This window comes from Streptomyces montanisoli, assembly GCF_017813245.1.
GTDB lineage: Bacteria > Actinomycetota > Actinomycetes > Streptomycetales > Streptomycetaceae > Streptomyces > Streptomyces montanisoli.
This window is the reverse complement of sequence record NZ_JAGIQL010000082.1, coordinates 1-22,902: the sequence shown is the minus strand read 5'-3', so window position 1 is coordinate 22,902 and position 22,902 is coordinate 1. Positions and strand designations below refer to the sequence as shown.

17 protein-coding genes, 4 tRNA genes and 1 pseudogene are annotated in these 22,902 nt (G+C 71.0%); 8 read left to right on the top strand and 14 right to left on the bottom strand.

Annotated elements, in window-relative coordinates; all coding sequences use genetic code 11:
* The first annotated feature begins 47 nt into the window (after positions 1-47).
* Positions 48-3,989, top strand: coding sequence for an ATP-dependent RNA helicase HrpA (gene hrpA / locus JFN87_RS19630; protein ID WP_209341748.1), 3,942 nt, complete (start codon positions 48-50; stop codon positions 3,987-3,989).
* A 114-nt stretch (positions 3,990-4,103) separates the two neighbouring features.
* Positions 4,104-4,178: transfer RNA gene (locus JFN87_RS19625), tRNA-Asp, on the top strand.
* 525 nt (positions 4,179-4,703) lie between these two features.
* Here the strand turns inward: JFN87_RS19625 and bldC are convergent.
* On the bottom strand, positions 4,704-4,910 hold the full coding sequence (gene bldC / locus JFN87_RS19620; RefSeq protein ID WP_003949541.1) for a developmental transcriptional regulator BldC: 207 nt from the start codon (positions 4,908-4,910) through the stop codon (positions 4,704-4,706).
* A gap of 685 nt (positions 4,911-5,595) precedes the next feature.
* Positions 5,596-6,510: a DUF8083 family protein gene (locus tag JFN87_RS19615; RefSeq protein WP_209341746.1), complete on the bottom strand. Its 915-nt coding sequence runs from the start codon at positions 6,508-6,510 to the stop codon at positions 5,596-5,598.
* 239 nt (positions 6,511-6,749) lie between these two features.
* Here JFN87_RS19615 and JFN87_RS19610 point away from each other — a divergent pair, with 239 nt between their 5' ends.
* Together JFN87_RS19610 and JFN87_RS19605 are read left to right on the top strand one after the other, a co-directional pair.
* Entirely contained in the window at positions 6,750-7,835 is a 1,086-nt protein-coding gene (locus tag JFN87_RS19610) for a Leu/Phe/Val dehydrogenase (protein ID WP_209341744.1), read from the top strand.
* Between the two features lie 264 nt (positions 7,836-8,099).
* Positions 8,100-8,357 carry a DUF3073 domain-containing protein gene (locus JFN87_RS19605; RefSeq protein ID WP_209341742.1) on the top strand — a complete coding sequence of 86 codons (258 nt, stop codon included), beginning with the start codon at positions 8,100-8,102 and terminating at the stop codon, positions 8,355-8,357.
* 123 nt (positions 8,358-8,480) lie between these two features.
* Here JFN87_RS19605 and purM read toward each other — a convergent pair whose 3' ends face one another.
* The 9 genes from purM to purS form a co-directional block, all read right to left on the bottom strand.
* Positions 8,481-9,560, bottom strand: coding sequence for a phosphoribosylformylglycinamidine cyclo-ligase (gene purM / locus JFN87_RS19600; RefSeq protein ID WP_209341740.1), 1,080 nt, complete (start codon positions 9,558-9,560; stop codon positions 8,481-8,483).
* A gap of 104 nt (positions 9,561-9,664) precedes the next feature.
* Entirely contained in the window at positions 9,665-11,191 is a 1,527-nt protein-coding gene (gene purF, locus JFN87_RS19595; RefSeq protein WP_209341738.1) for an amidophosphoribosyltransferase, read from the bottom strand.
* 314 nt (positions 11,192-11,505) lie between these two features.
* Positions 11,506-12,381 (bottom strand): META domain-containing protein, encoded by an 876-nt coding sequence (locus tag JFN87_RS19590; protein WP_209341736.1) that lies wholly within the window; start codon positions 12,379-12,381, stop codon positions 11,506-11,508.
* A gap of 88 nt (positions 12,382-12,469) precedes the next feature.
* Positions 12,470-13,261 carry a maleylpyruvate isomerase family mycothiol-dependent enzyme gene (locus JFN87_RS19585; RefSeq protein WP_209341734.1) on the bottom strand — a complete coding sequence of 264 codons (792 nt, stop codon included), beginning with the start codon at positions 13,259-13,261 and terminating at the stop codon, positions 12,470-12,472.
* A gap of 10 nt (positions 13,262-13,271) precedes the next feature.
* Positions 13,272-14,102, bottom strand: a complete 831-nt coding sequence (locus JFN87_RS19580) for a murein hydrolase activator EnvC family protein (RefSeq protein WP_245180474.1) — start codon at positions 14,100-14,102, stop codon at positions 13,272-13,274.
* Positions 14,103-14,260: 158 nt separating this feature from the next.
* Complete coding sequence (locus tag JFN87_RS19575) at positions 14,261-14,830, bottom strand: ArsR/SmtB family transcription factor (RefSeq protein ID WP_209341732.1); 570 nt, start codon at positions 14,828-14,830, stop codon at positions 14,261-14,263.
* A 182-nt stretch (positions 14,831-15,012) separates the two neighbouring features.
* A complete protein-coding gene (purL, locus tag JFN87_RS19570) occupies positions 15,013-17,271 on the bottom strand; it encodes a phosphoribosylformylglycinamidine synthase subunit PurL (RefSeq protein ID WP_209341731.1) in 2,259 nt (752 codons plus the stop codon).
* Positions 17,268-17,951: a phosphoribosylformylglycinamidine synthase subunit PurQ gene (gene purQ / locus JFN87_RS19565; protein ID WP_209341730.1), complete on the bottom strand. Its 684-nt coding sequence runs from the start codon at positions 17,949-17,951 to the stop codon at positions 17,268-17,270. The genes purL and purQ overlap by 4 nt, the downstream gene beginning before the upstream one ends.
* Positions 17,948-18,211 (bottom strand): phosphoribosylformylglycinamidine synthase subunit PurS, encoded by a 264-nt coding sequence (gene purS / locus JFN87_RS19560; RefSeq protein ID WP_209341729.1) that lies wholly within the window; start codon positions 18,209-18,211, stop codon positions 17,948-17,950. The genes purQ and purS overlap by 4 nt, the downstream gene beginning before the upstream one ends.
* Before the next feature lie 461 nt (positions 18,212-18,672).
* Here purS and JFN87_RS19555 point away from each other — a divergent pair, with 461 nt between their 5' ends.
* The 4 genes from JFN87_RS19555 (at position 18,673) to JFN87_RS19540 (ending at position 19,570) form a co-directional block, all read left to right on the top strand.
* Positions 18,673-19,008, top strand: coding sequence for a histone-like nucleoid-structuring protein Lsr2 (locus JFN87_RS19555; protein WP_209341728.1), 336 nt, complete (start codon positions 18,673-18,675; stop codon positions 19,006-19,008).
* Between the two features lie 130 nt (positions 19,009-19,138).
* A tRNA-Gly gene (locus JFN87_RS19550) sits at positions 19,139-19,210 on the top strand.
* A gap of 67 nt (positions 19,211-19,277) precedes the next feature.
* A tRNA-Gly gene (locus tag JFN87_RS19545) sits at positions 19,278-19,350 on the top strand.
* 147 nt (positions 19,351-19,497) lie between these two features.
* A tRNA-Gly gene (locus JFN87_RS19540) sits at positions 19,498-19,570 on the top strand.
* Positions 19,571-19,684: 114 nt separating this feature from the next.
* Here the strand turns inward: JFN87_RS19540 and JFN87_RS19535 are convergent.
* The 3 genes and pseudogenes from JFN87_RS19535 to JFN87_RS19525 form a co-directional block, all read right to left on the bottom strand.
* Entirely contained in the window at positions 19,685-20,584 is a 900-nt protein-coding gene (locus JFN87_RS19535; protein ID WP_209341727.1) for a phosphoribosylaminoimidazolesuccinocarboxamide synthase, read from the bottom strand.
* A gap of 174 nt (positions 20,585-20,758) precedes the next feature.
* A complete protein-coding gene (locus JFN87_RS19530) occupies positions 20,759-22,216 on the bottom strand; it encodes a N,N-dimethylformamidase beta subunit family domain-containing protein (RefSeq protein ID WP_209341725.1) in 1,458 nt (485 codons plus the stop codon).
* Between the two features lie 329 nt (positions 22,217-22,545).
* Positions 22,546-22,902, bottom strand: a pseudogene (locus JFN87_RS19525) (hypothetical protein); the annotation flags it as partial.

The window sequence follows — 22,902 nt, the reverse complement described above, 5'->3', positions numbered from 1 at the left end:
AATGGGTTCGCCGCCGTGGCCCCTGCGGTGAGATCCTGGGATGCGGTATGTCTACTTCCCTCGCCGACCTCCAGTCCCTGCTGGCCGAGGTCTCCCTGCGCGACGCGCAGCGGCTCGGCCGGCGACTCGAAGGCACCCGGCGCATCCGCAAGCCCGAGGCACGCCAGGCCGTGCTGGACGAGATCAGCGCCGAGGCCGAGAAGGCAGCCGACCGCGTCAGGCGGCGGGCCGCCAGGCTGCCGGCCGTCACGTACCCCGAGCAGCTGCCCGTCAGCCAGAAGAAGGACACCATCCTGGAGGCGATACGCGACCACCAGGTCGTGATCGTCGCCGGTGAGACGGGGTCGGGCAAGACCACGCAGATCCCCAAGATCTGCCTGGAGCTCGGGCGCGGCCTGCGCGGCATGATCGGCCACACCCAACCGCGCCGCATCGCCGCCCGCACGGTGGCCGAGCGCGTCGCGGAGGAGCTCGGGACGCCGCTCGGCGAGACCGTCGGCTGGAAGGTCCGCTTCACCGACCAGGTCAACCCGGCCTCGACGTTCGTGAAGCTCATGACGGACGGCATCCTCCTCGCGGAGATCCAGACGGACCGCGAGCTGCGCGCCTACGACACGATCATCATCGACGAGGCCCACGAGCGCAGCCTCAACATCGACTTCCTGCTCGGCTACCTCGCCCAGCTGCTGCCGCGCCGCCCCGACCTCAAGGTCGTCATCACGTCCGCGACGATCGACCCCGAGCGCTTCTCCCGCCACTTCGGCGACGCGCCGATCGTGGAGGTCTCGGGCCGCACGTACCCCGTCGAGGTCCGCTACCGGCCGCTGCTCGAGGAGGACGGCGACGAGGGCGACCGCGACCAGGTCACCGCGATCTCCGACGCCGTGGACGAGCTCCAGGCCGAAGGGCCGGGCGACATCCTCGTGTTCCTCTCGGGCGAGCGCGAGATCCGCGACACGGCGGACGCGCTGGAGCGCCGCAAGCTGAGGAACACCGAGGTGCTGCCGCTGTACGCGCGCCTGTCGCACGCGGAGCAGCACCGCGTCTTCCAGCGCCACTCAGGCCGCAGGATCGTCCTGGCGACGAACGTCGCGGAGACGTCGCTGACGGTGCCGGGCATCAAGTACGTCATCGACCCCGGCACCGCCCGCATCTCGCGCTACAGCCACCGCACCAAGGTGCAGCGGCTGCCGATCGAGCCGGTCTCCCAGGCCAGCGCCAACCAGCGCAAGGGCCGCTGCGGGCGCACGTCGGACGGCATCTGCGTACGGCTGTACTCCGAGGACGACTTCGAGGCGCGCCCCGAGTTCACGGACGCCGAGATCCTGCGCACGAACCTGGCGTCGGTCATCCTCCAGATGACGGCCGCCGGCCTCGGCGACATCGAGCGGTTCCCGTTCATCGACCCGCCCGACCACCGCAACATCCGCGACGGCGTGCAACTGCTGGAGGAGCTCGGCGCGCTCGACCCGTCCACCGCCAAGGGGCGCGGCAAGCGCCTGACGGAGCTGGGCCGCAAGCTCTCGCAGCTGCCCGTCGACCCGCGTCTCGCGCGGATGGTCGTCGAGGCGGACCGCAACGGCTGCGTCCGCGAGGTCATGGTGATCGCGGCGGCGCTGTCCATCCAGGACCCGCGCGAACGGCCCGTCGACAAGCAGGCGCAGGCCGACCAGCAGCACGCGCGGTTCAGGGACGAGACGTCCGACTTCCTGGCCTTCCTCAACCTGTGGCGCTACCTGCGCGAGCAGCAGAAGGCGCGCTCGTCCTCGGGGTTCAGGCGGATGTGCAAGGCCGAGTACCTGAACTACCTGCGGATCAGGGAGTGGCAGGACATCTACAGCCAGCTGCGGACGGTCGCCAAGCAGATGGGGATCTCCCTGGGCGACGAGGACGCCACGGCGCCCGACCAGCGCGTGCACGTCTCGCTCCTGGCGGGCCTGCTGTCGCACGTCGGCATGAAGGACGTCAAGGACGGCGCGAAGAACGAGTACGTGGGCGCGCGCGGTGCCAAGTTCGCGGTCTTCCCCGGCTCGGCGCTGTTCAAGAAGCCGCCCAGGTTCCTGATGTCCGCCGAGCTGGTGGAGACGTCCAGGCTGTGGGCGCGCGTCAACGCGCGCATCGAGCCCGAGTGGGTCGAGCCGCTCGCGGGCCACCTGATCAAACGCACCTACAGCGAGCCGCACTGGGAGAAGGACATGGCGGCCGTGATGGCGTACGAGAAGGTCACGCTGTACGGGGTGCCGATCGTCACCGACCGCAAGGTCAACTACGGCAGGATCGACGCGGAGGTCTCCCGCGACCTGTTCATCCGCAACGCGCTGGTGGAGGGCGACTGGCGCACGCACCACCAGTTCTTCCACGACAACCGCAAGCTGCTCGGCGAGGTCGAGGAGCTGGAGCACCGCGCGCGGCGCCGCGACATCCTGGTGGACGACGAGACGCTGTTCGACTTCTACGACCAGCGCGTGCCGGAACACGTCGTCTCCGGCGCCCACTTCGACTCCTGGTGGAAGCACAAGCGCCGCGAGGAGCCCGAACTGCTCGACTTCGAGCGGTCGATGCTCATCAACGAGGCCGCGGAGTCCGTCACGAAGGACGACTACCCGGACTCGTGGCGGCAGGGCCGGCTGAAGTTCCGCGTCACCTACCAGTTCGAGCCCGGCGCGGACGCGGACGGCGTGACCGTCCACGTGCCGCTCCAGGTGCTCAACCAGGTCACGGACGAGGGGTTCGACTGGCAGATCCCGGGCCTGCGGGAGCAGGTGGTGACGGAGCTGATCAGGTCGCTGCCCAAGCCGATCAGGCGCCACTGCGTGCCGGCGCCGAACTACGCCAAGCGCTTCCTCGACCGTGCCGTGCCGCTCCAGGAGCCGCTGACCACCACGCTCGCGCGCGAGCTGCGGCAGATGACCGGGGTGACGGTCGCGGCGGACGACTTCGACCTGTCGCGTGTGCCCGACCACCTGAAGATCACCTTCCGGATCGTCGACGAGAGACGGCGGAAGCTGGCGGAGGCCAAGGACCTCGAATCGCTGCGCCAGAGGCTGCGCCCGAAGGCCCGCCAGGCGCTCTCCAAGGCCGCGGCCGCGACGGCGGAGCGGTCGGGCGGTGAGGCGATCGAACGCACCGGCCTGAAGGACTGGACGATCGGCTCCCTGGTCCGCGTCTTCGAGACGCGCAGGGCGGGCCAGCCCGTCAAGGCGTATCCGGCGCTGGTGGACCAGGGCGAGACGGTCGCGGTGCGCCTCTTCGACACCGAGGCCGAGCAGCAGCGTGCGATGTGGCGCGGCACGCGGCGGCTGATCCTGCTGAACATCCCCGTCAACGCGGCGAAGTTCGCGTCGCAGAAGCTGACCAACCAGCAGAAGCTCAACCTGTCGAGCAGCCCCCACGGCTCGATCCAGGCGCTGTTCGAGGACTGCGCGACGGCCGCGGCCGACAAGCTGATCGCCGACCACGGCGGCCCGGCCTGGGACGAGGAGTCGTACCGCAAGCTGTACGACAGCGTCCGCGCCGACCTGGTCGACGCGACCGTGCGCACCGTGGCGCAGGTGCAGCAGATCCTGGCCGCCTGGCAGGCCTGTGAGCGCCGGCTGCGCGCCACCACGAGCCAGGCGCTGCTGGCGAACGTCCAGGACGTCAGGGACCAGCTGGCGCGGCTCGTGCCGCCCGGCTTCGTCACGGCCGTGGGCGTGCGGCGGCTGCCGGACGTGATGCGGTACCTGATGGCGGCCGACCGCAGGCTCCAGCAGATGCCGACGGCGGTGCAGCGCGACACCACGCGCATGGAGAAGGTCCACGAGATGCGGGACGAGTACGCCTGGCTGCTGGAGCAGCTGCCCCAGGGGCGGCCCGTTCCGGAGCAGGTGGAGAACATCCGCTGGATGATCGAGGAACTGCGGGTCAGCTACTTCGCGCACGCGCTGGGGACGGCGCAGCCGGTCTCGGACAAGCGGATCGTGAAGGCGATCGACGCGGCGGCGCCGTAGCGGGAGGCGGCCAGGTCCCGGCCGCGTCCCTCAACAGCCTCTCAGTTCGACCCGGCGGTCGGAGCTGCTGTACAGTCTGTCTCCGCGGCCCACACTCGCCGGGCGGCGCATCAAGGTCCTGTGGAGCAGTTTGGAGTGCTCGCCACCCTGTCAAGGTGGAGGCCGCGGGTTCAAATCCCGTCAGGACCGCATGAAGTGAAGGGCCCGCACCCCTCGGGGTGCGGGCCCTTCACGTTGCCCGGCGCGCGACCGCCGGTTACACGCCGATGTGCGTATTGACGCTCGTCTGTGCGCGCCGCACCCTGTGAAGCCCGGCACGCCGGTGCGTGCCCCGGCCGTACACACGCAATCAGGGGTGTGACGGGAGTCACTCTCCAACTTTCGTCGGCAGTCCCGTTTATGCCCCTCCTACATACCCTCAATTTTGTATGTGCAATTGCACTCTCCGGCGAGGCACTCCCACAGGTTCCAACACACCGACCGGTCGGACCGTCAGGACACCCCCGCATCCACCCACACGGGGGACACACACCGCACACAAGATCGCGCCGGACTCGGCGGAGTCCGGCGCGATCTTGACGACTTACCCGTAATGCCTGGGCATGGGGCCTGTTGGGGCAGGCACCCGTCGTGTGGAGCTATGGGTGGGAACGGCCGAGTTGGGGGAACTGGCCGGGCCCTGCTTGTTATGCCTGTTGAGCCCTAATGTGCTGTTCAGGCCTCGCTGCGCTGCTGCGGGATCCCCGCAAGCAGTGCGCGGACCTCAGCCTCGCGGTACCGGCGATGTCCTCCGAGCGTTCGGATGGACGTGAGCTTGCCCGCCTTTGCCCAGCGTGTGACCGTCTTCGGGTCCACGCGGAACATCGTGGCAACCTCAGCCGGGGTCAGCAGCGGCTCGGCATCAGGGGTGCGAGCGGTCATGAGCGGCCTCCTCGGGAGAACCGAACCTTCTCGGTTCTTTCCACTAAATTCTGCACCTTGGCCCGCGTTGCCCGAAATGGCGCACGCGGACCGAGTCGGTTATAGGACGAACGGCTTGTCCTCGGCACTACAACTACACCATCTGTCCAGCCACGTCGGCCAAACCGATGGAATTGCCCTCTGAGGTGTTCATCAGCGGCGGAAGCCGATGGACCATGCCATAGCGGACAGTCACGCGAGTGTGACGATCAGTCACAGAACTGTCAGGGGCCACCAGACCCCCCATACAGAGTGCAATGCCAAACATTCCACCCACACTTGGGCGGAAGGAACCCTCCCCGGACTCCTTGTCCTATTTTGACACGAGGATGGGGGATGAGCACAAGGCCCCTGTTAGTGCGGTCCGTCACGCTTAAGGACCAAACGCCCGGAATCGGGACGTTGGGCGGAGACGAAGGGCACATCCCACCTGGGGCGCAGCCCGTTGGACTGTGTGTGGTCCTGTGCGGCTCTGGTGAAAGCGTTGCGCGGGAGTGTACGGACAATACGTGAAGGACGACGTTTCCGATACGTCGATCTACGCAGTGCGTACGCGCACACCGTCCGCGTCCGTCCGGACACGGCGCCCCGGAGGACCGGCCGCGGGCCGGCGGGCCCGCTCCGGGCCTTGCCAAGCCGTGCCGCGTCAGTTGGCGAACTGGAGGCGCTTCACGGCGCGCCAGCGCTCGGTGAAGCGCGCGTACGCGGCCCCCGCGCCCTCCCCGTCCCCCTCGCGCAGCGCGGCGATGCCCTCGGCCACGTCCGCAGCCGAGTGGTCCTTCGCCAGATGCTCGTCGGGCAGCACGTGCACCAGGCCGCCGTAGTCCAGCTCCACCAGCGACCTCGGGTGGAACTCCTCGAGCCAGCGCCCCACGTCGACCAGACCCTCGATCAGCGGCCCGTCGTCCATCGTGTCGCGCAGTGCCTTGAGCGCGCGGGCCAGCCGCCTGCGCGCCTGCACCATGGGCGTCCGGTAGCGCAGCAGCGGGCCGCGCGCCCCGGCCTCCCCCGGGCCGTCCTCCCCCGGGCCGCGGTCGCCCGGGTCGTCCTCCCCCGGGCCGCCGTCGCCCGGCGCCGGCTCGTACTCGCGCTCGTCGTCGGCGAACAGCGTGAACCAGCCAACGGGCACCTGCCACACCGACGTCCTGATCCACGGGCGCGCGTCCGGGTTGCCCTCGCGCCAGCGCTCGTAGTCCGCCGCCGCCTGGTCGCGCACCACGGGCGGCAGCACCGCGTCGAGCAGCGAGCCGGGCAGCTCCTGGGCCAGTTCCTCCAGCGCGAGCCACCCGCGCAGCCGCGTCCGCCAGGGGCAGACGCACACGACGCCGTCCACCTCGGCCACGAACGCGTCGGCGCTCTCGTGCACCCGCACCGGGACCGGCGGCGTGGGCAGCAGATCGGCCAGCGAGCGGCGCAACTCGTCCTGCGCGGTGGGTGTGCGGCCGCGGCGCGCGTACCGCGTCCAGTGCGCCCTCTCCGGCTCGGGAAACGCCGCGAGCGGCTCGTACACCCGCAGGTAGGACGTGTAAGGGACCAGTACTGAGGAGGACTCCGCCGGCATGCCGAAATCGTCCCACGCTGCGGAAGCCGTTGTCCTGCCCCCCGCGCGGGCCCGCCGCGCCTCCCACCGCGCGCCTGCCGCGACGCGCCCCGCCGGTGGGTCAACTGCCTCCGGAACCCGGCCGGCAGGCCCGCACAGGGCTACGCTCATGCCGAACAGGTCCCGTCCGCGCGCCGCTCCCCACCTTCAGGAGCGGCCGCCGGCGGGGCTCCGCCGCTTCGTACTTGGGAGTCACCACCGTGACCGATGTGACCGACGGCGTCCTGCACACGCTCTTCCACTCCGCACAGGGTGGACACGAGCAGGTCGTGCTCTGCCAGGACCGCGCCTCCGGCCTGAAGGCCGTGATCGCCCTCCACTCGACAGCCCTGGGCCCCGCGCTCGGCGGCACCCGCTTCTACCCGTACGCCTCCGAGGACGACGCCGTCGCGGACGCGCTCAACCTCTCGCGCGGCATGTCGTACAAGAACGCCATGGCGGGGCTCCGCCACGGCGGCGGCAAGGCCGTGATCATCGGCGACCCGGAGCAGATCAAGACCGAACAGCTGCTGCTCGCCTACGGCAGGGCCGTGGCGTCGCTCGGCGGCCGGTACGTGACGGCCTGCGATGTCGGCACGTACGTCCAGGACATGGACGTCGTGGCGCGCGCCTGCCGCTGGACGACGGGCCGCTCCCCCGAGGGCGGCGGCGCGGGGGACTCCTCCGTGCTCACGGCGTTCGGCGTCTTCCAGGGCATGCGCGCGAGCGCGCGCGAGAAGTGGGGCGAGTCCTCGCTGCGCGGCCGCACGGTCGGGATCTCCGGCGTCGGCAAGGTCGGCCGCCACCTGGTGGGGCACCTGCTCGAGGACGGGGCGGACGTCGTCGTGACGGACGTGCGCGCCGACGCGGTCGCCCGCATCACCGAACAGCACCCGCGGGTGCGTGCCGTCGACGGCACGGACGCCCTCGTGCGCCTCGCCGGGCTCGACGTCTACGCGCCGTGCGCGCTCGGCGGCGCGCTCGACGACGCGACCGTGCGCGACCTCACCGCGGGCGTGGTCTGCGGCGCGGCCAACAACCAGCTCGCGCATCCGGGCGTGGAGAAGGACCTCGCCGACCGCGACATCCTGTACGCGCCCGACTACGTGGTGAACGCGGGCGGCGTGATGCAGGTCGCGGACGAGCTGGACGGCTTCGACTTCGAGCGGTGCAGGGCCAAGGCGGCGACGATCTACGACACCACGCTCGAAATCTTCGCGCGTGCAAAGATCGATGGCGTTCCGCCGGCCGCGGCGGCGGACAGGATCGCCGAACTCAGGATGGCGGAGGCCACCGGGAGCGCCTGACGAGGGGCCCGGCGAGACGTGACTCACGCCGGTCGGGCGGGTCGGCCCCCGAGATGGGGTTAAAATCGCCACTGACCAGCGAGTACGGGGCGTCTCGCCGGTTCTGCCCCCGGGCGCGTCATGTGGACGGCGTACCGCATGGCCGCGGAAGCAGGTACGGTTGAAGCCCTACGGACGGGTCTCTCCGACGAGAGCTCGTTCTGAACCATGAACGCGTGTCAAGACTCTGGGGCCGAGTAGCCCCGTCACCGAGGGGGTCGAGCCATGGGGCGCGGCCGGGCCAAGGCCAAGCAGACGAAGGTCGCCCGCCAGCTGAAGTACAACAGCGGCGGGACTGACCTGTCGCGTCTGGCCAACGAGCTAGGCGCGTCTACCTCCAGTCAGCCTCCGAACGGCGAGCCGTTCGAGGATGACGAGGAGGAAGACGACAACCCGTACGCTCAGTACGCAGATCTGTACAACGAGGACGACAAGGACGAGGACGAGGACTCAGGTCCTTCCTCCCAGCGCCGCGGCGCTTGACGCCTCACACCTTCGTCGTTTCCTCTCTTCACCTGCCCGGTCCGGGATCACGGTCACGGATCGGGTTTGTGCTGCCCCCGTGCGGCTGCCCGCCTGGTGCCTCTGTGCGGTCCTCCGTCCGGCTCAGGCCGCGTAGTCCCCGACCAGCGCGGCGCCGGTGGCCTCAGTTCCCCGTTCGGTGATCCGTCCCGCGACCCAGGCGTCGACCCCGCGGTCGGCCAGCGTGGTCAGCGCGGTGTCCACCGACCCCTCAGGCACCACGGCGATCATGCCGACGCCCATGTTCAGCGTCTTCTCCAGTTCGAGCCGCTCGACGCCGCCGACCGTGCCGACCACCTCGAAGACGGGCGCGGGCCGCCACGACGACCGGTCGATGGAGGCGTGCAGGCCGTCGGGCACGACGCGGGCCAGGTTGGCCGCGAGGCCGCCGCCCGTCACGTGGCTGAACGCGTGCACCTCGGTGGTCCTGGTGAGGGCCAGGCAGTCGAGGGAGTAGATGCGCGTCGGTTCGAGCAGCTCCTCGCCCAGGGTGCGGCCGAACTCCGCGACCTCGCGCTCCAGCGACCAGCCGGCCCGGTCGAAGACCACGTGCCGCACGAGGGAGTACCCGTTCGAGTGAAGACCGGACGATCCCATGGCGACGACGACGTCACCCGCGCGGATACGGTCCGCGCCGAGCAGCGTGTCCGCCTCCACGACGCCCGTCCCCGCGCCCGCGACGTCGAAGTCGTCCTCGCCCAGCAGCCCCGGGTGCTCGGCGGTCTCGCCGCCGACCAGCGCGCAGCCGGCGAGCACGCACCCCTCGGCGATGCCCTTGACGATCGCGGCGACCCGCTCCGGGTGAACCTTGCCCACGCAGATGTAGTCCGTCATGAACAGCGGCTCCGCGCCGCACACCACCAGGTCGTCGACGACCATGCCGACCAGGTCGTGGCCGATCGTGTCGTAGACGCCCAGCCTGCGCGCCAGGTCGACCTTGGTGCCCACGCCGTCGGTCGCCGACGCGAGCAGCGGTCGCTCGTAGCGCCGCAGGGCGGACGCGTCGAAGAGGCCGGCGAACCCTCCGATGCCACCGAGCACCTCGGGCCTGCGGGTCTTCCTGACCCACTCCTTCATCAGCTCAACCGCGCGGTCGCCGGCCTCGATGTCGACGCCGGCGGCCGCGTAGCTGGCACCGGTGCGGGGGGCGGGGGACTGAGACATTGCGGGAACCTTCGTGTCGTCGAACGTACGGGGGCGGCACGGGATACGGGCTTGGCGCCGGCCGACGGCGTACGCGGGGCAGGGGCGAGTTTCGGGTGCGGGCGCTACGGGCGGCGCAGGGCGTCGGCGGCCGCCGTGTCGGCGGGGCCGGCGGCGAGCTCGGTCTCCAGCAGCTGCTTGCCGAGCAGCTCGGGGTCGGGCAGGTCCATCGGGTAGACACCGTCGAAGCAGGCGCGGCACAGGTCCGGCTTGTCGATGGTGGTGGCCTCGATCATCCCGTCGATGGAGATGTAGGCCAGCGAGTCGGCGCCGAGCGAGGTGCCGATCTCGTCGATGGTCATGCCATTGGCGATCAGCTCGGCGCGGGTGGCGAAGTCGATGCCGAAGAAGCACGGCCACTTCACCGGCGGGGACGAGATGCGGATGTGCACCTCGGCGGCCCCGGCCTCGCGGAGCATCTTGACCAGGGCGCGCTGGGTGTTGCCGCGGACGATGGAGTCGTCCACGACCACCAGGCGCTTGCCCCGGATGACCTCCTTGAGCGGATTCAGCTTGAGCCGGATCCCGAGCTGCCTGATCGTCTGGGACGGCTGGATGAACGTACGGCCGACGTACGCGTTCTTCACCAGGCCCGAGCCGTACGGGATGCCGCTGGCCTCCGCGTAGCCGATCGCCGCCGGCGTGCCGGACTCCGGGGTCGCTATCACCAGATCGGCCTCGGCCGGCGCCTCCGCGGCGAGTTTCCTGCCCATTTCCACGCGGGACAGGTACACGTTCCGGCCGGCGATGTCCGTGTCGGGCCGCGCCAGGTACACGTACTCGAAGACGCAGCCCTTGGGCTTCGCTTCTGCGAATCGAGTCGTTCGCAGTCCGTTCTCGTCGACGGCGATGAACTCGCCCGGCTCGATCTCGCGGACGAACGCGGCGCCGCAGATGTCGAGCGCGGCGGACTCGGACGCGACGACCCAGCCGCGCTCCAGGCGGCCGAGCACGAGCGGCCTGATGCCCTGGGGGTCGCGGGCGGCGTAGAGGGTGTGCTCGCTCATGAAGACGAGCGAGAAGGCGCCCTGCACCTGGGGCAGCACCAGAGGTGCCGCCTCCTCGACGGTGAGGGGCTTGCCGTCCTCGTCGGTCTGGCCGGCGAGGAGGGCGGTGACCAGGTCGGTGTCGTTGGTCGCCGCGAGCTGGGTGGCCCTGCCGTTCTCCTTGGGCAGGTCGGCGACCATCTCCGCGAGCTCCGCGGTGTTGACGAGGTTGCCGTTGTGGCCGAGAGCCACCGAGCCGTGCGCTGTCGCGCGGAACGTCGGCTGCGCGTTCTCCCACACGGACGCACCGGTGGTCGAGTAGCGCGCGTGACCGACGGCGATGTGGCCCTGCAGGGAGCCGAGGGAGGTTTCGTCGAAGACCTGCGAGACCAGGCCCATGTCCTTGAAGACGAGGATCTGGGACCCGTTGCTCACTGCGATGCCCGCGGATTCCTGTCCGCGGTGCTGCAGGGCATACAGTCCGAAATAGGTGAGCTTGGCGACCTCTTCGCCCGGAGCCCAGACTCCGAAGACGCCGCAGGCGTCCTGGGGGCCCTTTTCTCCGGGGAGCAGGTCGTGGCTGAGTCGTCCATCACCACGAGGCACGCAACCGAGTGTAGGCGAGATCGACCACTGGTCCGAATTGGGGATGCGTAAAACCTGGGCCGATCTCGTGGGGGCGAACACGCAATGTCACGCCCACCCAGCAGACCGTGCGGCCGCGCGATCCACCGTTCACCGCCCGCGACCGGCGGCCCTGGCCCGTCCCGCCGCCGCTGCGGGGCCGCGTGCCCCTGAGCCGGGGCCGGCGCGACCCTGCGGCACGTACACGCGGTGCAGCCGTCGCACGGTGACCCAACTCATACCGCCCCCGCGCCCAGCGGCCCGGCTCGCGGCGCGGTCGCCCGCGCCCCTGCCCGTTATCCGTCCACGCCGCGGGCGACCGCGGCGAGCCCGGCGCCGTCCTCGCCCTTGAGGAACAGCGCCTTGTGGCTGGTCTGCACCGTAACCGTCCCCTTCAGCACCTTGAGGATTCCCTGCTCGAGCTCGGACAGCGCGGGTGAGCAGGCCATCTTGGTGGAGATGACGGGTCCGAAGGTCACCTTGGAGCCGGAGACCTTCGCCGGCGCGTGGAAGCTGTTGCACCCGAGGCTGCCGCTGACCGATCCGTGCTCGAACGTGAAGTGCGCCTTGCCCTCCGTGCCCTTCGGCAGCGTCGTGGACGACCTCGTGCTCGTCAGGGCGTCCACCGTCCAGGCCGTCCCGACGAGCGGCGCGTCGGGCCGCGTCGTCAGCGTGATGCGCGTGGCCGGCTTCCCGGGCGAGGTCAGCACGAGCTCCCTGTCGTCCGCCGCCCGCCCGGTCACGTGGGCCTTGAGCGTCCCCTTGAACGCATCCCCGATCGCCTCCTCGTACCGCTCCAGATACATCGAGCACCCGACGAACGTCCTGTTCAGGCCGGACACCACGGTGATCTCGTCACCCTCGACCCGGACCCGGCCGCTGTAGCCGTTGCACCCCGTGCCCAGCGAGATCCGCCCATCGCGGTCGATCTCCATGGTCGCGGCGGCCGGCACCGCAGGGGTCGCCCCCGCGACCGTCAGGCTGTCGACCTTCCACCGCACGCCGGTGAGCGGGAGGTCCGTCCGCACCGCGCTACCGCTCGGGTCGGCGGACGCCGGCGCGCTCGAGTCCGTCCCGGCGCCCGTTGCGGACGTCCCGGATTCCGTGCCGCAGGCGGCCGTGAGGGCCAGCAGTGCGGCAATGCCAACGGTGGCGATCCCCTGCTTCTGCATGTCCCTCGGACGATCCACCGCCACGCACGGTTCCGCAACCGGGGCACACCGTCACCCTCCGCCGTCACCCCGTACGTCGCATCAGCCCTCACCCCATGAGCGGCAGCAGCCCCGACAGGTCGGCGCGCTCCCCGCTGGCGCTGACCTCGGCCGCGGCCAGCGCCTCGCCCCAAGTCGTGCGCCCCGTGGCCAGCCGCAGCCAGACGAGTGGCTCGGCCTCCACCACGTTGGGCGGCGTGCCCCGCGTGTGCCGCGGCCCCTCGACGCACTGCACCACCGCGTACGGCGGGACGCGCACCTCCGTCGAGGCCCCCGGCGCCCGGACCGCGAGCGCGTCGGCGAGCAGGCGCGTCGCCGTGGCGAGCGCCTGCCGGTCGAACGGCACCGAAAGCCCGGCCGCCCGGTTCAGGTCGTCGGTGTGGACGACGAGCTCCACGATCCGCGTGACGAGGTAGTCCGTGAGCCGCATGGGCCCGGAGCTCGTCACGAGCAGCCGGTCGCCCGAGGCCCCGGGCAGCAGACGCTCGGCGCGCTCCGTCACGGTCGTGAACAGCTCCTCCGGCTCACGCGCCGCCGCGAGCGCGTCCACCCGGTCGGCGATGCTGGTGGCGCGGGACGCCGTCCCGAACGGCCAGTCGAGCAACGGCACGGCGGGCCCCGCGGGCTCCTCGGCCTCGAGGGCGCTGTTGACGACCTCCACCGCCATCGTGAGATGGGCGGCCAGCTCCCGCACCGTCCAGCTCCCGAGCCCGGTCGGCAGCGTGTACTGGTCGGGCGCGAGCGCCCGCACGGCCTCCCGCGCATGCGCGAACTGTGCGAGGAAGGCGGCACACGTCCGCTCGTGGTCATAGCTGCGGAGTCGCTTCTTGGCTGGCGGCACGGGCATGAGGCTAGCCGACCTCGCCCGCGGCGCGCCCCGCGGAAAGCGCACCGCCTTCGGCCGTGAACGCCTCGCCGCCGGCGGGGACGCCGAGGCCGTGCCAGCGGAACGGCAGGCCGCGGCCCACATCGGGGTCGGGATCGTCCATCAGCTGGAAGTGCACGTGCGGCTCGGTGGAGTTGCCGCTGTTCCCGCACTGCGCGATGGCCTGCCCCGCCGTCACCCGCTCCCCCGCCCGCACGGCCAGCGATCCCCGGCGCAGGTGCGCGTAGAGCGCGTACGTGCCGCCGCCGAGGTCGAGGACGACGTGGTTGCCGACGACCCAGCCCGCACCCCCCAGGTCCCGTATCCAGCTCTCGGCCAGCATCAGGTACACCACCCCGGCCGGCGAGTTCCGGCTCAGGTGGTCGCGCTTGCCGTCCGACGCGGTCACGACGGTGGCGTCCGCCACGGCACGCACCTGCGCACCGAAGCCGGGGAACCGGTCGTTGCGCCTCATGACCGGCCAGGCCCGCGCGAACCCCGGCCGCGTCCCCGGTTCGGGCTCACCGACGATGTCTATCGCGTACGTCTGCCCGTACGCGTGCGTGCCGTGGCTCGGCACCCGGTCCGCCGGGCTGTTGAGAGCGGCCCACCGCCCGGTGACCGGCGCCGCGCACTCGACGGCGGGCGGCCGCGCGGCCCGCTGGGCGCGGGCCGTGGAGCGGCCGAGCCCGACGAGCAGGCACACGGCGACCACGGCCGGCACCCACGTCAGCCACCAGCTGAAGGGCAGGTCCGTGATCACGCCCGCGACGACCAGGCCCAGGAAGACCAGCCAGCTGAGCCGGTAGACGAGCATGGCGATCTTGCGCCCGGACTGCCGGCGCGCCGGCCGTCCGGGGTCAGGCGCGGCCCCCCGCGCCGCGCCTGACCGCTCCCGGCCTTGATGACTGTCCCGCATCTTTCCCCCTATGGCGTTCCTCGATGTTTTCCCCCACGGCGGCCGCGGCGGCCTGGTCAGGGCCGCGCGGCGGACAGCATGACCAGCAGCGGCACGACCCGGCCCGCCGGTATCTCGTAGCGGCCACGGCCGGCCGCCTGGAGCCAGCCGGCGCCCGTCAGCTGCCTGAGGTGGTGGTAGACCTGCCCGCTCGTGCCCATCCCTTCGAGCTCGGCGAGCTCGGCGGCCGTGCGGCGGCCTGCCATGACCTCCTTCAGCAGCCGCAGCCGTACGCCGTGCCCGAGCGCGGCGAACGCGTCCGCCTCGCGCGACCAGTCCTCGTCCAGCAACTGCTCCGTGGCCGTGCCGTACTGCCACTCGTAGAGCTCCTGCGTGGGCAGGCGCACCGATCCCGTGAACAGCACACCGCCGTCATGGCTGCCCATGGACGCCAGCTCGGCCTTGAGCCGTTGCAGCGCCCAGAACTCCGGCCGCACGCCCGGCTCCGCCGAACCGGGCCGCGCATCCACCGGCGCACCGGACCGCGCATCGGACGGCGAGTCGGCCGCCCGCGCCTCCGGCGCCGACACGCCTTCCAGCTCGGCCAGCCTCCGTTCAAGCTCGGTGACTCGCTGCTCCAACCCCATGGCTCGACTTTACGTAATTACGTAATCCCGCACAAGCCCTCGACCGCCGCAACGGAAAAGTCATCTGAACGCACCGGCCACGACCGCACCCGCCACGACCGCACTGGCCGTGAACGCACCGATGCCGGTGCCGACATCAGTCGGCACCGGCATCATCAGCCTCGGCGATCGGGCCTTCGCCCTCAGGCGAACAGCGCCGGGATCGCCCCTTCGTGCACGGAACGCAGCTCCTCCAGCGGGAGCGTGAACTCGCCCTGGACCTCGATCACGTCGCCGTCCACCACGCCGATCCTGGTCGCGGGCAGCCCCCGCACCTTGCACATGTCCGTGAAGCGCATCTCCTCGCTGCGCGGCACGGAGACGACGGCGCGCCCCGCGGACTCGCTGAACAGGAACGTGAACGCGTCGAGCCCGTCCGGCACGATGAGCCGCGCACCGTTCCCGCCACGCAGGCAGGACTCGGTGACCGCCTGGATCAGGCCGCCGTCGCTCAGGTCGTGCGCGGCGTCGATCATGCCGTCGCGGGAGGCCGAGACGAGGATCTCGCCGAGCAGCTTCTCGCGGTCCAGGTCCACGGCGGGCGGCAGGCCGCCCAGGTGGTCGTGGATCGCCTGCGACCAGGCGGACCCGCCGAACTCCTCGCGGGTGTCGCCCAGTAGGTAGAGCAGCTGGCCGTCCTCGGCGAACGCCATCGGCGTGCGCCGCGCCACGTCGTCGATGACGCCGAGCACGGACACGACCGGCGTCGGGTGGATCGCCGCCTCGCCCGTCTGGTTGTAGAGCGAGACGTTGCCACCGGTCACCGGCGTACCCAGTTGCAGGCAGCCGTCGGCGATGCCGCGCACCGCCTCCGCGAACTGCCACATCACCGCGGGATCCTCGGGCGAACCGAAGTTGAGGCAGTCCGAGACGGCGAGCGGCCTGGCGCCCGAGGCCGCCACGTTCCTGTACGCCTCGGCCAGCGCGAGCTGCGCGCCGGTGTAGGGGTCGAGCTTGGCGAACCGGCCGTTGCCGTCGTTGGCCAGCGCGACGCCGAGTCCCGTCTCCTCGTTGATCCGGACCATGCCGGTGTCCTCCGGCTGGGCCAGGACGGTGTTGCCCTGCACGAACCGGTCGTACTGGTCGGTGACCCACGCCTTCGACGCCTGGTTGGGCGAGCTCACCAGCTTCAGCACCTGCGCACGCAGTTCCTGCGCGTCGGCCGGCCGCGGCAGCCGGGCCGCGTCGTCCGCCTGCAGCGCGTCCTGCCAGTCGGGGCGCGCGTACGGGCGCTCGTAGACGGGCCCCTCGTGGGCGACCGTGCGCGGGTCGACGTCGACGATCTTCTCGCCGTGCCAGAAGATCTCCAGCCGGTCGCCGTCGGTGACCTCGCCGACGACGGTCGCGATGACGTCCCACTTCTCGCAGATCGCGAGGAAGCGCTCGACCTTCGCCTCCTCGACCACCGCGCACATGCGCTCCTGCGACTCGCTCATGAGGATCTCCTCGGGCGAGAGCGTGGAGTCGCGCAGCGGCACGTCGTCCAGCTCGACGCGCATGCCGCCCGAGCCGTTCGACGCCAGCTCGCTCGTCGCGCAGGACAGCCCGGCGGCGCCGAGGTCCTGGATGCCGACGACGAGCTTCTCGGCGAACGCCTCCAGCGTGCACTCGATGAGCAGCTTCTCCTGGAACGGGTCGCCGACCTGCACCGCGGGGCGCTTCGACGGCTTCGTCGCGTCGAACGTCTCGGACGCGAGGATCGACGCGCCGCCGATGCCGTCACCGCCGGTGCGGGCGCCGTACAGAATGATCTTGTTGCCGGAGCCCGACGCCTTCGCCAGGTGGATGTCCTCGTGCCGCATCACGCCGATCGCACCCGCGTTGACCAGCGGGTTGCCCTGGTAGCAGGCGTCGAAGACGAGCTCGCCGCCGATGTTGGGCAGGCCGAGGCTGTTGCCGTATCCGCCGATCCCGGCGACGACGCCGGGCAGGACGCGCTTCGTGTCCGGGTGGTCGGCCGCGCCCATCCGCAGCGGGTCGACGACCGCGACCGGGCGTGCGCCCATCGCGATGATGTCGCGCACGATGCCGCCCACGCCGGTGGCCGCGCCCTGGTAGGGCTCGACGTACGACGGGTGGTTGTGCGACTCGACCTTGAAGGTGACCGCGTACCCCTCGCCGACGTCCACGACGCCCGCGTTCTCCCCGATGCCGACGAGCATCGCGTCGTTCTTCGGGACCTTCGCGCCGAACTGCCGCAGGTGCACCTTGCTGCTCTTGTACGAGCAGTGCTCCGACCACATGACGGAGTACATCGCGAGCTCGGCGCCCGTCGGACGGCGGCCGAGGATCTCGCGCACCCGCGCGTACTCGTCCTCCTTGAGGCCGAGTTCCTTCCATGGCTGCTCGACGTCGGGCGTCTTCGCAGCGTTGTCGACTGTATCCAGGGAGGCGTGGCTCATGCGGCGCTTACCAGCTTCTTGAGGATCGAGGTGAAGAATCCGAGGCCGTCCGTGCCGCCCGTGCCGATCAGCGGCTCGACCGCGTGCTCGGGGTGCGGCATGAGTCCGACGACGTTGCCCGCCGCGTTCGTGACGCCGGCGATGTCGCGGAGCGAGCCGTTCGGGTTGCCGTCCAGGTAGCGGAAGGCGACACGCCCCTCGCTCTCCAGCTCGTCGAGAGTGTGCTCGTCGGCGACGTACCGCCCGTCGATGTTCTTCAGGGGAATGTGGATCTCCTGCCCGGCCGCGAAGTCGGCCGTCCAGGCCGTGCCCGCGTTCTCGACGCCGAGCCTCTGGTCCTTGCAGACGAAATGCAGGTGGTTGTTGCGCAGCATCGCCCCGGGAAGCAGGTGCGTCTCGGTCAGGACCTGGAAACCGTTGCAGATACCGAGGACCGGCATGCCGGCCTTCGCCTGCTCGATGACCTGCTCCATCACGGGCGAGAAACGGGCGATGGCGCCCGCGCGCAGATAGTCGCCGTAGCTGAAACCGCCGGCGAGCACGACCGCGTCGACCTGCTTGAGGTCCTTGTCGCGGTGCCACAGGGCCACGGGCTCGGCGCCGGCGATGCGCGCGGCGCGCAGCGCGTCGCGGTCGTCGAGCGTCCCGGGGAAGGTGACGACTCCGATGCGTGCGGTCACTTCGCCGGCTCCGCGGTCTCCTCGACCTTCACCGCGAAGTCCTCGATCACGGTGTTGGCGAGGAACGTTTCGGCCATCTCGTGGATGCGGGCGAGGGCGGCGTCGTCCACCGGGCCCTCGACCTCAAGCTCGAAACGCTTCCCCTGGCGGACGTCGGCGATGCCGTCGAACCCGAGGCGGGGCAGCGCGCGCTGCACGGCCTGGCCCTGCGGGTCGAGGATCTCCGGCTTGAGCATGACGTCGACTACGACGCGTGCCACTGGCACTCCCGGTGGTGTGGTGCGGGCTGTGTTCGCTGTGTCGGCTCAGGTCTGCGCGCGTGCGCCCCGGGGGAGGCCCCGCGGTCTGTGGGGGTCCCCTCCGGCAGGGGATTCCCCCTGTCGGGGAATCGCCCTCGGCCCCCCAAGCTCTCCTCAGCTCCCCTCAGGGTACCCGCACAGAGAATCTACGCGGGTAGATAACGCAGGTCACAGATCACGTCCCGATATAGCGGCCGCGACGGCCACGGAAACCCCACGAAAAAAAGCCCCCACCCATTGCCGCGGGACACGCTGAGGCAATTGACTGGGCTTCACAATGCGACACCTTCCGCTGTACAAAGGAATACAGCGAAAAACAACTTCGTCCGAGAACGAGCAGAAGACCGGTATCGCCGCACGTCAGCCCCGCGCAATCGCAGGCAGGGCGCGGGGCGGGGTGCCGCAGGAAAGGACCGATAGCAGTGGCGCAGCGCGTAGTGGTCACTCTCTCCGACGACATGGACGGCGGAGAAGCGGCGGAAACGGTCGCCTTCGGTCTGGACGGGAAGTCGTACGAGATCGACCTCAATCCCGCCAATGCAAAGAAACTGCGCAAGGCGCTCGCACCCTACCTGGCGGCGGGGCGCAAGCAGACAAATGCCTCGAAGCGCGGCAAGGCGCGCGGTTCCTACCGCCACACGTCCCTCGAGCCGGACCCCGCGGCGGTCCGCGCCTGGGCCCAGTCGCACAAGATGGACGTGCCGGCCAGGGGCCGCATCCCCAAGCGCGTCTACGAGGCGTTCCGCGCGGCCAGTTGAGGCGCCGAGACCGGCCCGGGACTCCGATCCGGCGGCGGGCGACGTCGATTTGCCATGCACCCCGGTTGATCGGCTAGAGTCTGGAGCACGCCGAGGGGCAAGGCCGAAAGGCCCGAACCTCCCGGGGCGTGCGGGTGTAGTTCAGTAGTAGAACGCCCCCTTTCCAAGGGGGAGGCACAGTGTGCGATTCCTGTCACCCGCTCTGCATCACCCTCCGACCACTCTTGTGGATCAGGTAGAGTGATGAGCGCATCGCGAGTTCGATGCGTGCGGACGTGGCTCAGTTGGTAGAGCATCACCTTGCCAAGGTGAGGGTCGCGAGTTCGAATCTCGTCGTCCGCTCAGTGATCAGAGGCCCCGGTCGGAAGACCGGGGCCTCTGGCGTGTGCGGTCTCCGCCGCGTGTGCGGCCGCTGCTGTCCGTGGCCACTGGGCCGGGTTACCCGCGCCGGGACGTTGGGTATAGTTGAGGGCGCGCCGCAGGGCGCATGCGGACGTAGCTCAGTTGGTAGAGCGCAACCTTGCCAAGGTTGAGGTCGCGAGTTCGAGCCTCGTCGTCCGCTCGTCAGAAGGCCCCTCCCGGTCGTCCGGGAGGGGCCTTCGCCGTCGCCGCCGGAGCCGCGGACGGATCGGCGCATCGGCGCATCGGCGGAACAGCTGATCGGAGGATCCGCCGATCAGGTCCAGCTGATGCCGGTGAGGCGCTCGTACGCCTCCACGTACTTGGCCCGTGTCGCCTCGACGACCTCCTTGGGCAGTTCGGGCGGCGGCAGCTGACCGTTCTTGTCCCAGCCGGACGTGGGGGACGTCAGCCAGTCGCGCACGTACTGCTTGTCGTACGAGGGCTGCGCGTGGCCCGGCTCCCACTCCTCGGCCGGCCAGAAGCGGGACGAGTCCGAGGTGAGGACCTCGTCGGCGAGCACGAGCCGGTCGCCGTCGAAGCCGAACTCGAACTTGGTGTCCGCGAGGATGATGCCCCGGTCCCGCGCCACCTCCAACGCGCGCGCGTACACGTCGAGGGTCGTGCGGCGCAGCAGCGCGGCCGTCTCGGCGCCCACGACGCGGGCGACCTCCTCGTACGAGACGTTCTCGTCGTGGTCGCCGACCTCGGCCTTGGTGGCGGGCGTGAAGATCGCGCCCGGCAGCTCGGAGCCGTCCACGAGCCCCTCGGGCAGCGCGAGGCCGCAGACCGTCCGGGTCTCGTTGTACTCCGCGAGCCCGGATCCGGTCAGGAAGCCGCGGGCGACGCACTCGACCGGGATCATCTCCAGCGGCGTGCAGACGAGGGTGCGCCCCTCCCAGTCCGCGGGGGCGCCCGCGGGGAGGTCGGTCGAGATCACGTGGTTCGGCACGAGGTCGGTGAGGCGGCCGAACCACCAGAGCGACAGCTGGGTGAGGATCCTCCCCTTGTCGGGGATCTCCGTCGGCAGCACCCAGTCGTACACGGAGATGCGGTCGGTTGCGACCATCACGAGTTCGCCCGCCTCGTTGCGGTACAGGTCGCGCACCTTGCCCGTGTGCAGGTGTGTCAGCCCCGGGACCTCGATCGGCTCGGGTTTCTCCACGAATCCGGCCATGTTCCGTCCGCTCCTTCTCCGCGATCCCTTGTTGCCCTGCCCCCGGTGATCTGCGCGATCACCCTCTCGATTCTCCCGCACGGACGGGCGGCGGCAGGTACAGGGGTGCCGGTACGGGGGACGCGGCGGACGGCAGGCAGCGGGCCCGGACGGGGGCGCGGCGGGCGCGGCGCGTCAGTCGCGCTTGCAGATGCGGTCGAGCAGGTTGGCCGTCGCCCGCTGGATGCGCGCGTCGACGTGGCCCGGCCTGTCGAGCGCCGGCGACCACGCGAACGTGCCCGAGGCGAAGACCAGCGCCCCGGACGGCGCCCGGTAGAGCGACGTCTCCTGGTGGCGCGCCACCCGGTCGCAGTCCCGGTACGGGGAGTGCGCCAGCAGTATGCGGTCCTCGTGGTCGGGCAGCGGCGCGCGCGGGAAGTAGCGGTCGGCCTCACCGGCCACAAGACCCTCCAGGCGGTCGCCCTCGACGGCTCCCGTCGCCTCCCACAGCCAGTGGCCCGCGTTCCTGACGACGAGCGGATGCGGCTCCGGCACGCGGCCCGCGTACTGGATGCCGATGAGCTGCTGCTCAGGCTTGTCCAACTCCCGCCAGAGCGACGGCTTTCCCGGGCCGTGCCGCTTGCGGCAGGTCAGCAGCCGGTCGGGGACGCCCGATGCGGACGGGCCGAGCTCCACCTGCCAGTACATCGAGTTGGCGGAGAGGAAGACGAGCGATGTGCCGCTGTCGCGGGCGCGTTCGGCCGTGCGACGCATCGGCACCGACCAGTACTCGTCGTGGCCGGGGAACACCAGGCCCCGGTAGCGCGTCGGGTCGACGCGGCCCGCGTGCAGGTCACGCGTGTCGGCGTAGGCGAGGTCGTAGCCGTAGCGCTCCGCCCAGCGGATGAAGTCGTACGCATGCCCCACGTGCAGCGGCAGCCCGGCGCCGGCGTACGGACGGTCGAAGGACACGGTCACGGCCGCGTTCTCCTCGCCGAGCAGCCTGCCCTGCTCGTCCCACGCGTGGTAGAGGCTCGCGCCCGTCCTGCCGTCCTCGGGGTAGAGGTTGTACGCCTGCCACGTCAGGTCGGGGAGCATGAGGAGCAGATCGGCGGGGCGGTCGTCGCGGACGGTGAAGGGGACGTGGGAGCGGTGGCCGTCCGCGGTCGTCAGGACGGCCACATAGGCGCCGATGGACCAGTACGACGGCACCTGGAGCCGCCAGGACAGCCACCAGTGGTGGCAGGAGACGGTGCGGTCGGCGGTCAGGGGCGCGGGCTGGACGATGCCGGAGAGGCGGGGGCTCGTGACGATCTTGCGGGCGCCCTCACCGCTGTAGTGGCCGATGCGGTAGACGTCGACCGAGAACTCCTGCGGCGGATCGACCGTGACGTGGAAGTCCAGCGCCTCCCCCGGCGCGACGGCACCGCCGGAGACGAAGCCCTTGATCTGGCGCCGCACGTCGTCCGCGGTGCGGGGGCCGCCACGGGCGCGCCCCAGCTCCGGGTCCGCGTACCAGGGCACGACGTTGCCCGTGTCGTCGAAGTAGTTCTCGCTGCCGCGGAGCCAGGGCAGGGGGCCCTGGCCGAAGGGGTCGGTGACCGCGTGTGCGAGTGCGCCCGACTCCCATCGCCGGATGTGATCCGCCCCCATCGTGCGCTCCTTCTCCGGGCCCCCTGGCTCGCGGTACTGGGGACCGCGGGCGCTTCGGTGACGCGACCTTTCGGGCGCCGGCTGTCAGCGCCGGTCCCCAGCACATCACATAACGCACGCGGCCCGTCACCGATCGTCGTGAATTGACGCGGGCGGACCGGCAATTCGGCGGCGGGGCGGGGGCCTTGTTGCTCCTTGGGGCGATTGAGGTGCCTGGGGCGACGGGTCGGGGCCGCCATGCGGTCGGCGGGGGCCCGGCGGCCGGGTGAAACCGGGGCGGCGCGTCACCGTGTCACCCCGCGTTCACCCCTGCGGGGCCGGTCCTTCGCTCATACGAGCCTGACGGGTTTCTCCGGCCGTACGCCGAGGGTGGCCAGCCACGAGCGCAGGGGCTGCGGGTCGCCGTCCTCCACCAGGCTGAGGACAGGACCGCTGAGATCGGCGTGGCGCTCGCCCGCCATGAGGAGGGTGGGGCCGTCGAGCCAGTCGAGCCCCGGCAGCGCACCGGCCGTGTCGACGGCCGAGCAGCAGACCATCGCCGTGACGTGGTCGGCGAGGAGGTCGCGTCCGGTACGGGGCGGCTGCAGCGGTACGAGCGGCAGCGGGTCGGTGGCTCGCGCGGACCGTGGGTCGGCGCCGCTCGCGCGGCCGTGCGTGGCGGCGGTGGCGGCCGTGGCGGCCGCCAC

What these genes read in the sequence shown, in the direction of transcription:
- hrpA (WP_209341748.1), top strand. Translation starts at nt 48, where the DNA reads ATGTCTACTTCCCTCGCCGACCTCCAGTCCCTGCTGGCCGAGGTCTCC.
- bldC (WP_003949541.1), bottom strand. Translation starts at nt 4,910, where the DNA reads ATGACCGCTCGCACCCCTGATGCCGAGCCGCTGCTGACCCCGGCTGAG.
- JFN87_RS19615 (WP_209341746.1), bottom strand. Translation starts at nt 6,510, where the DNA reads ATGCCGGCGGAGTCCTCCTCAGTACTGGTCCCTTACACGTCCTACCTG.
- JFN87_RS19605 (WP_209341742.1), top strand. Translation starts at nt 8,100, where the DNA reads ATGGGGCGCGGCCGGGCCAAGGCCAAGCAGACGAAGGTCGCCCGCCAG.
- purM (WP_209341740.1), bottom strand. Translation starts at nt 9,560, where the DNA reads ATGTCTCAGTCCCCCGCCCCCCGCACCGGTGCCAGCTACGCGGCCGCC.
- JFN87_RS19590 (WP_209341736.1), bottom strand. Translation starts at nt 12,381, where the DNA reads ATGCAGAAGCAGGGGATCGCCACCGTTGGCATTGCCGCACTGCTGGCC.
- JFN87_RS19580 (WP_245180474.1), bottom strand. Translation starts at nt 14,102, where the DNA reads ATGCTCGTCTACCGGCTCAGCTGGCTGGTCTTCCTGGGCCTGGTCGTC.
- JFN87_RS19575 (WP_209341732.1), bottom strand. Translation starts at nt 14,830, where the DNA reads ATGGGGTTGGAGCAGCGAGTCACCGAGCTTGAACGGAGGCTGGCCGAG.
- purL (WP_209341731.1), bottom strand. Translation starts at nt 17,271, where the DNA reads ATGAGCCACGCCTCCCTGGATACAGTCGACAACGCTGCGAAGACGCCC.
- JFN87_RS19535 (WP_209341727.1), bottom strand. Translation starts at nt 20,584, where the DNA reads ATGGCCGGATTCGTGGAGAAACCCGAGCCGATCGAGGTCCCGGGGCTG.
- JFN87_RS19530 (WP_209341725.1), bottom strand. Translation starts at nt 22,216, where the DNA reads ATGGGGGCGGATCACATCCGGCGATGGGAGTCGGGCGCACTCGCACAC.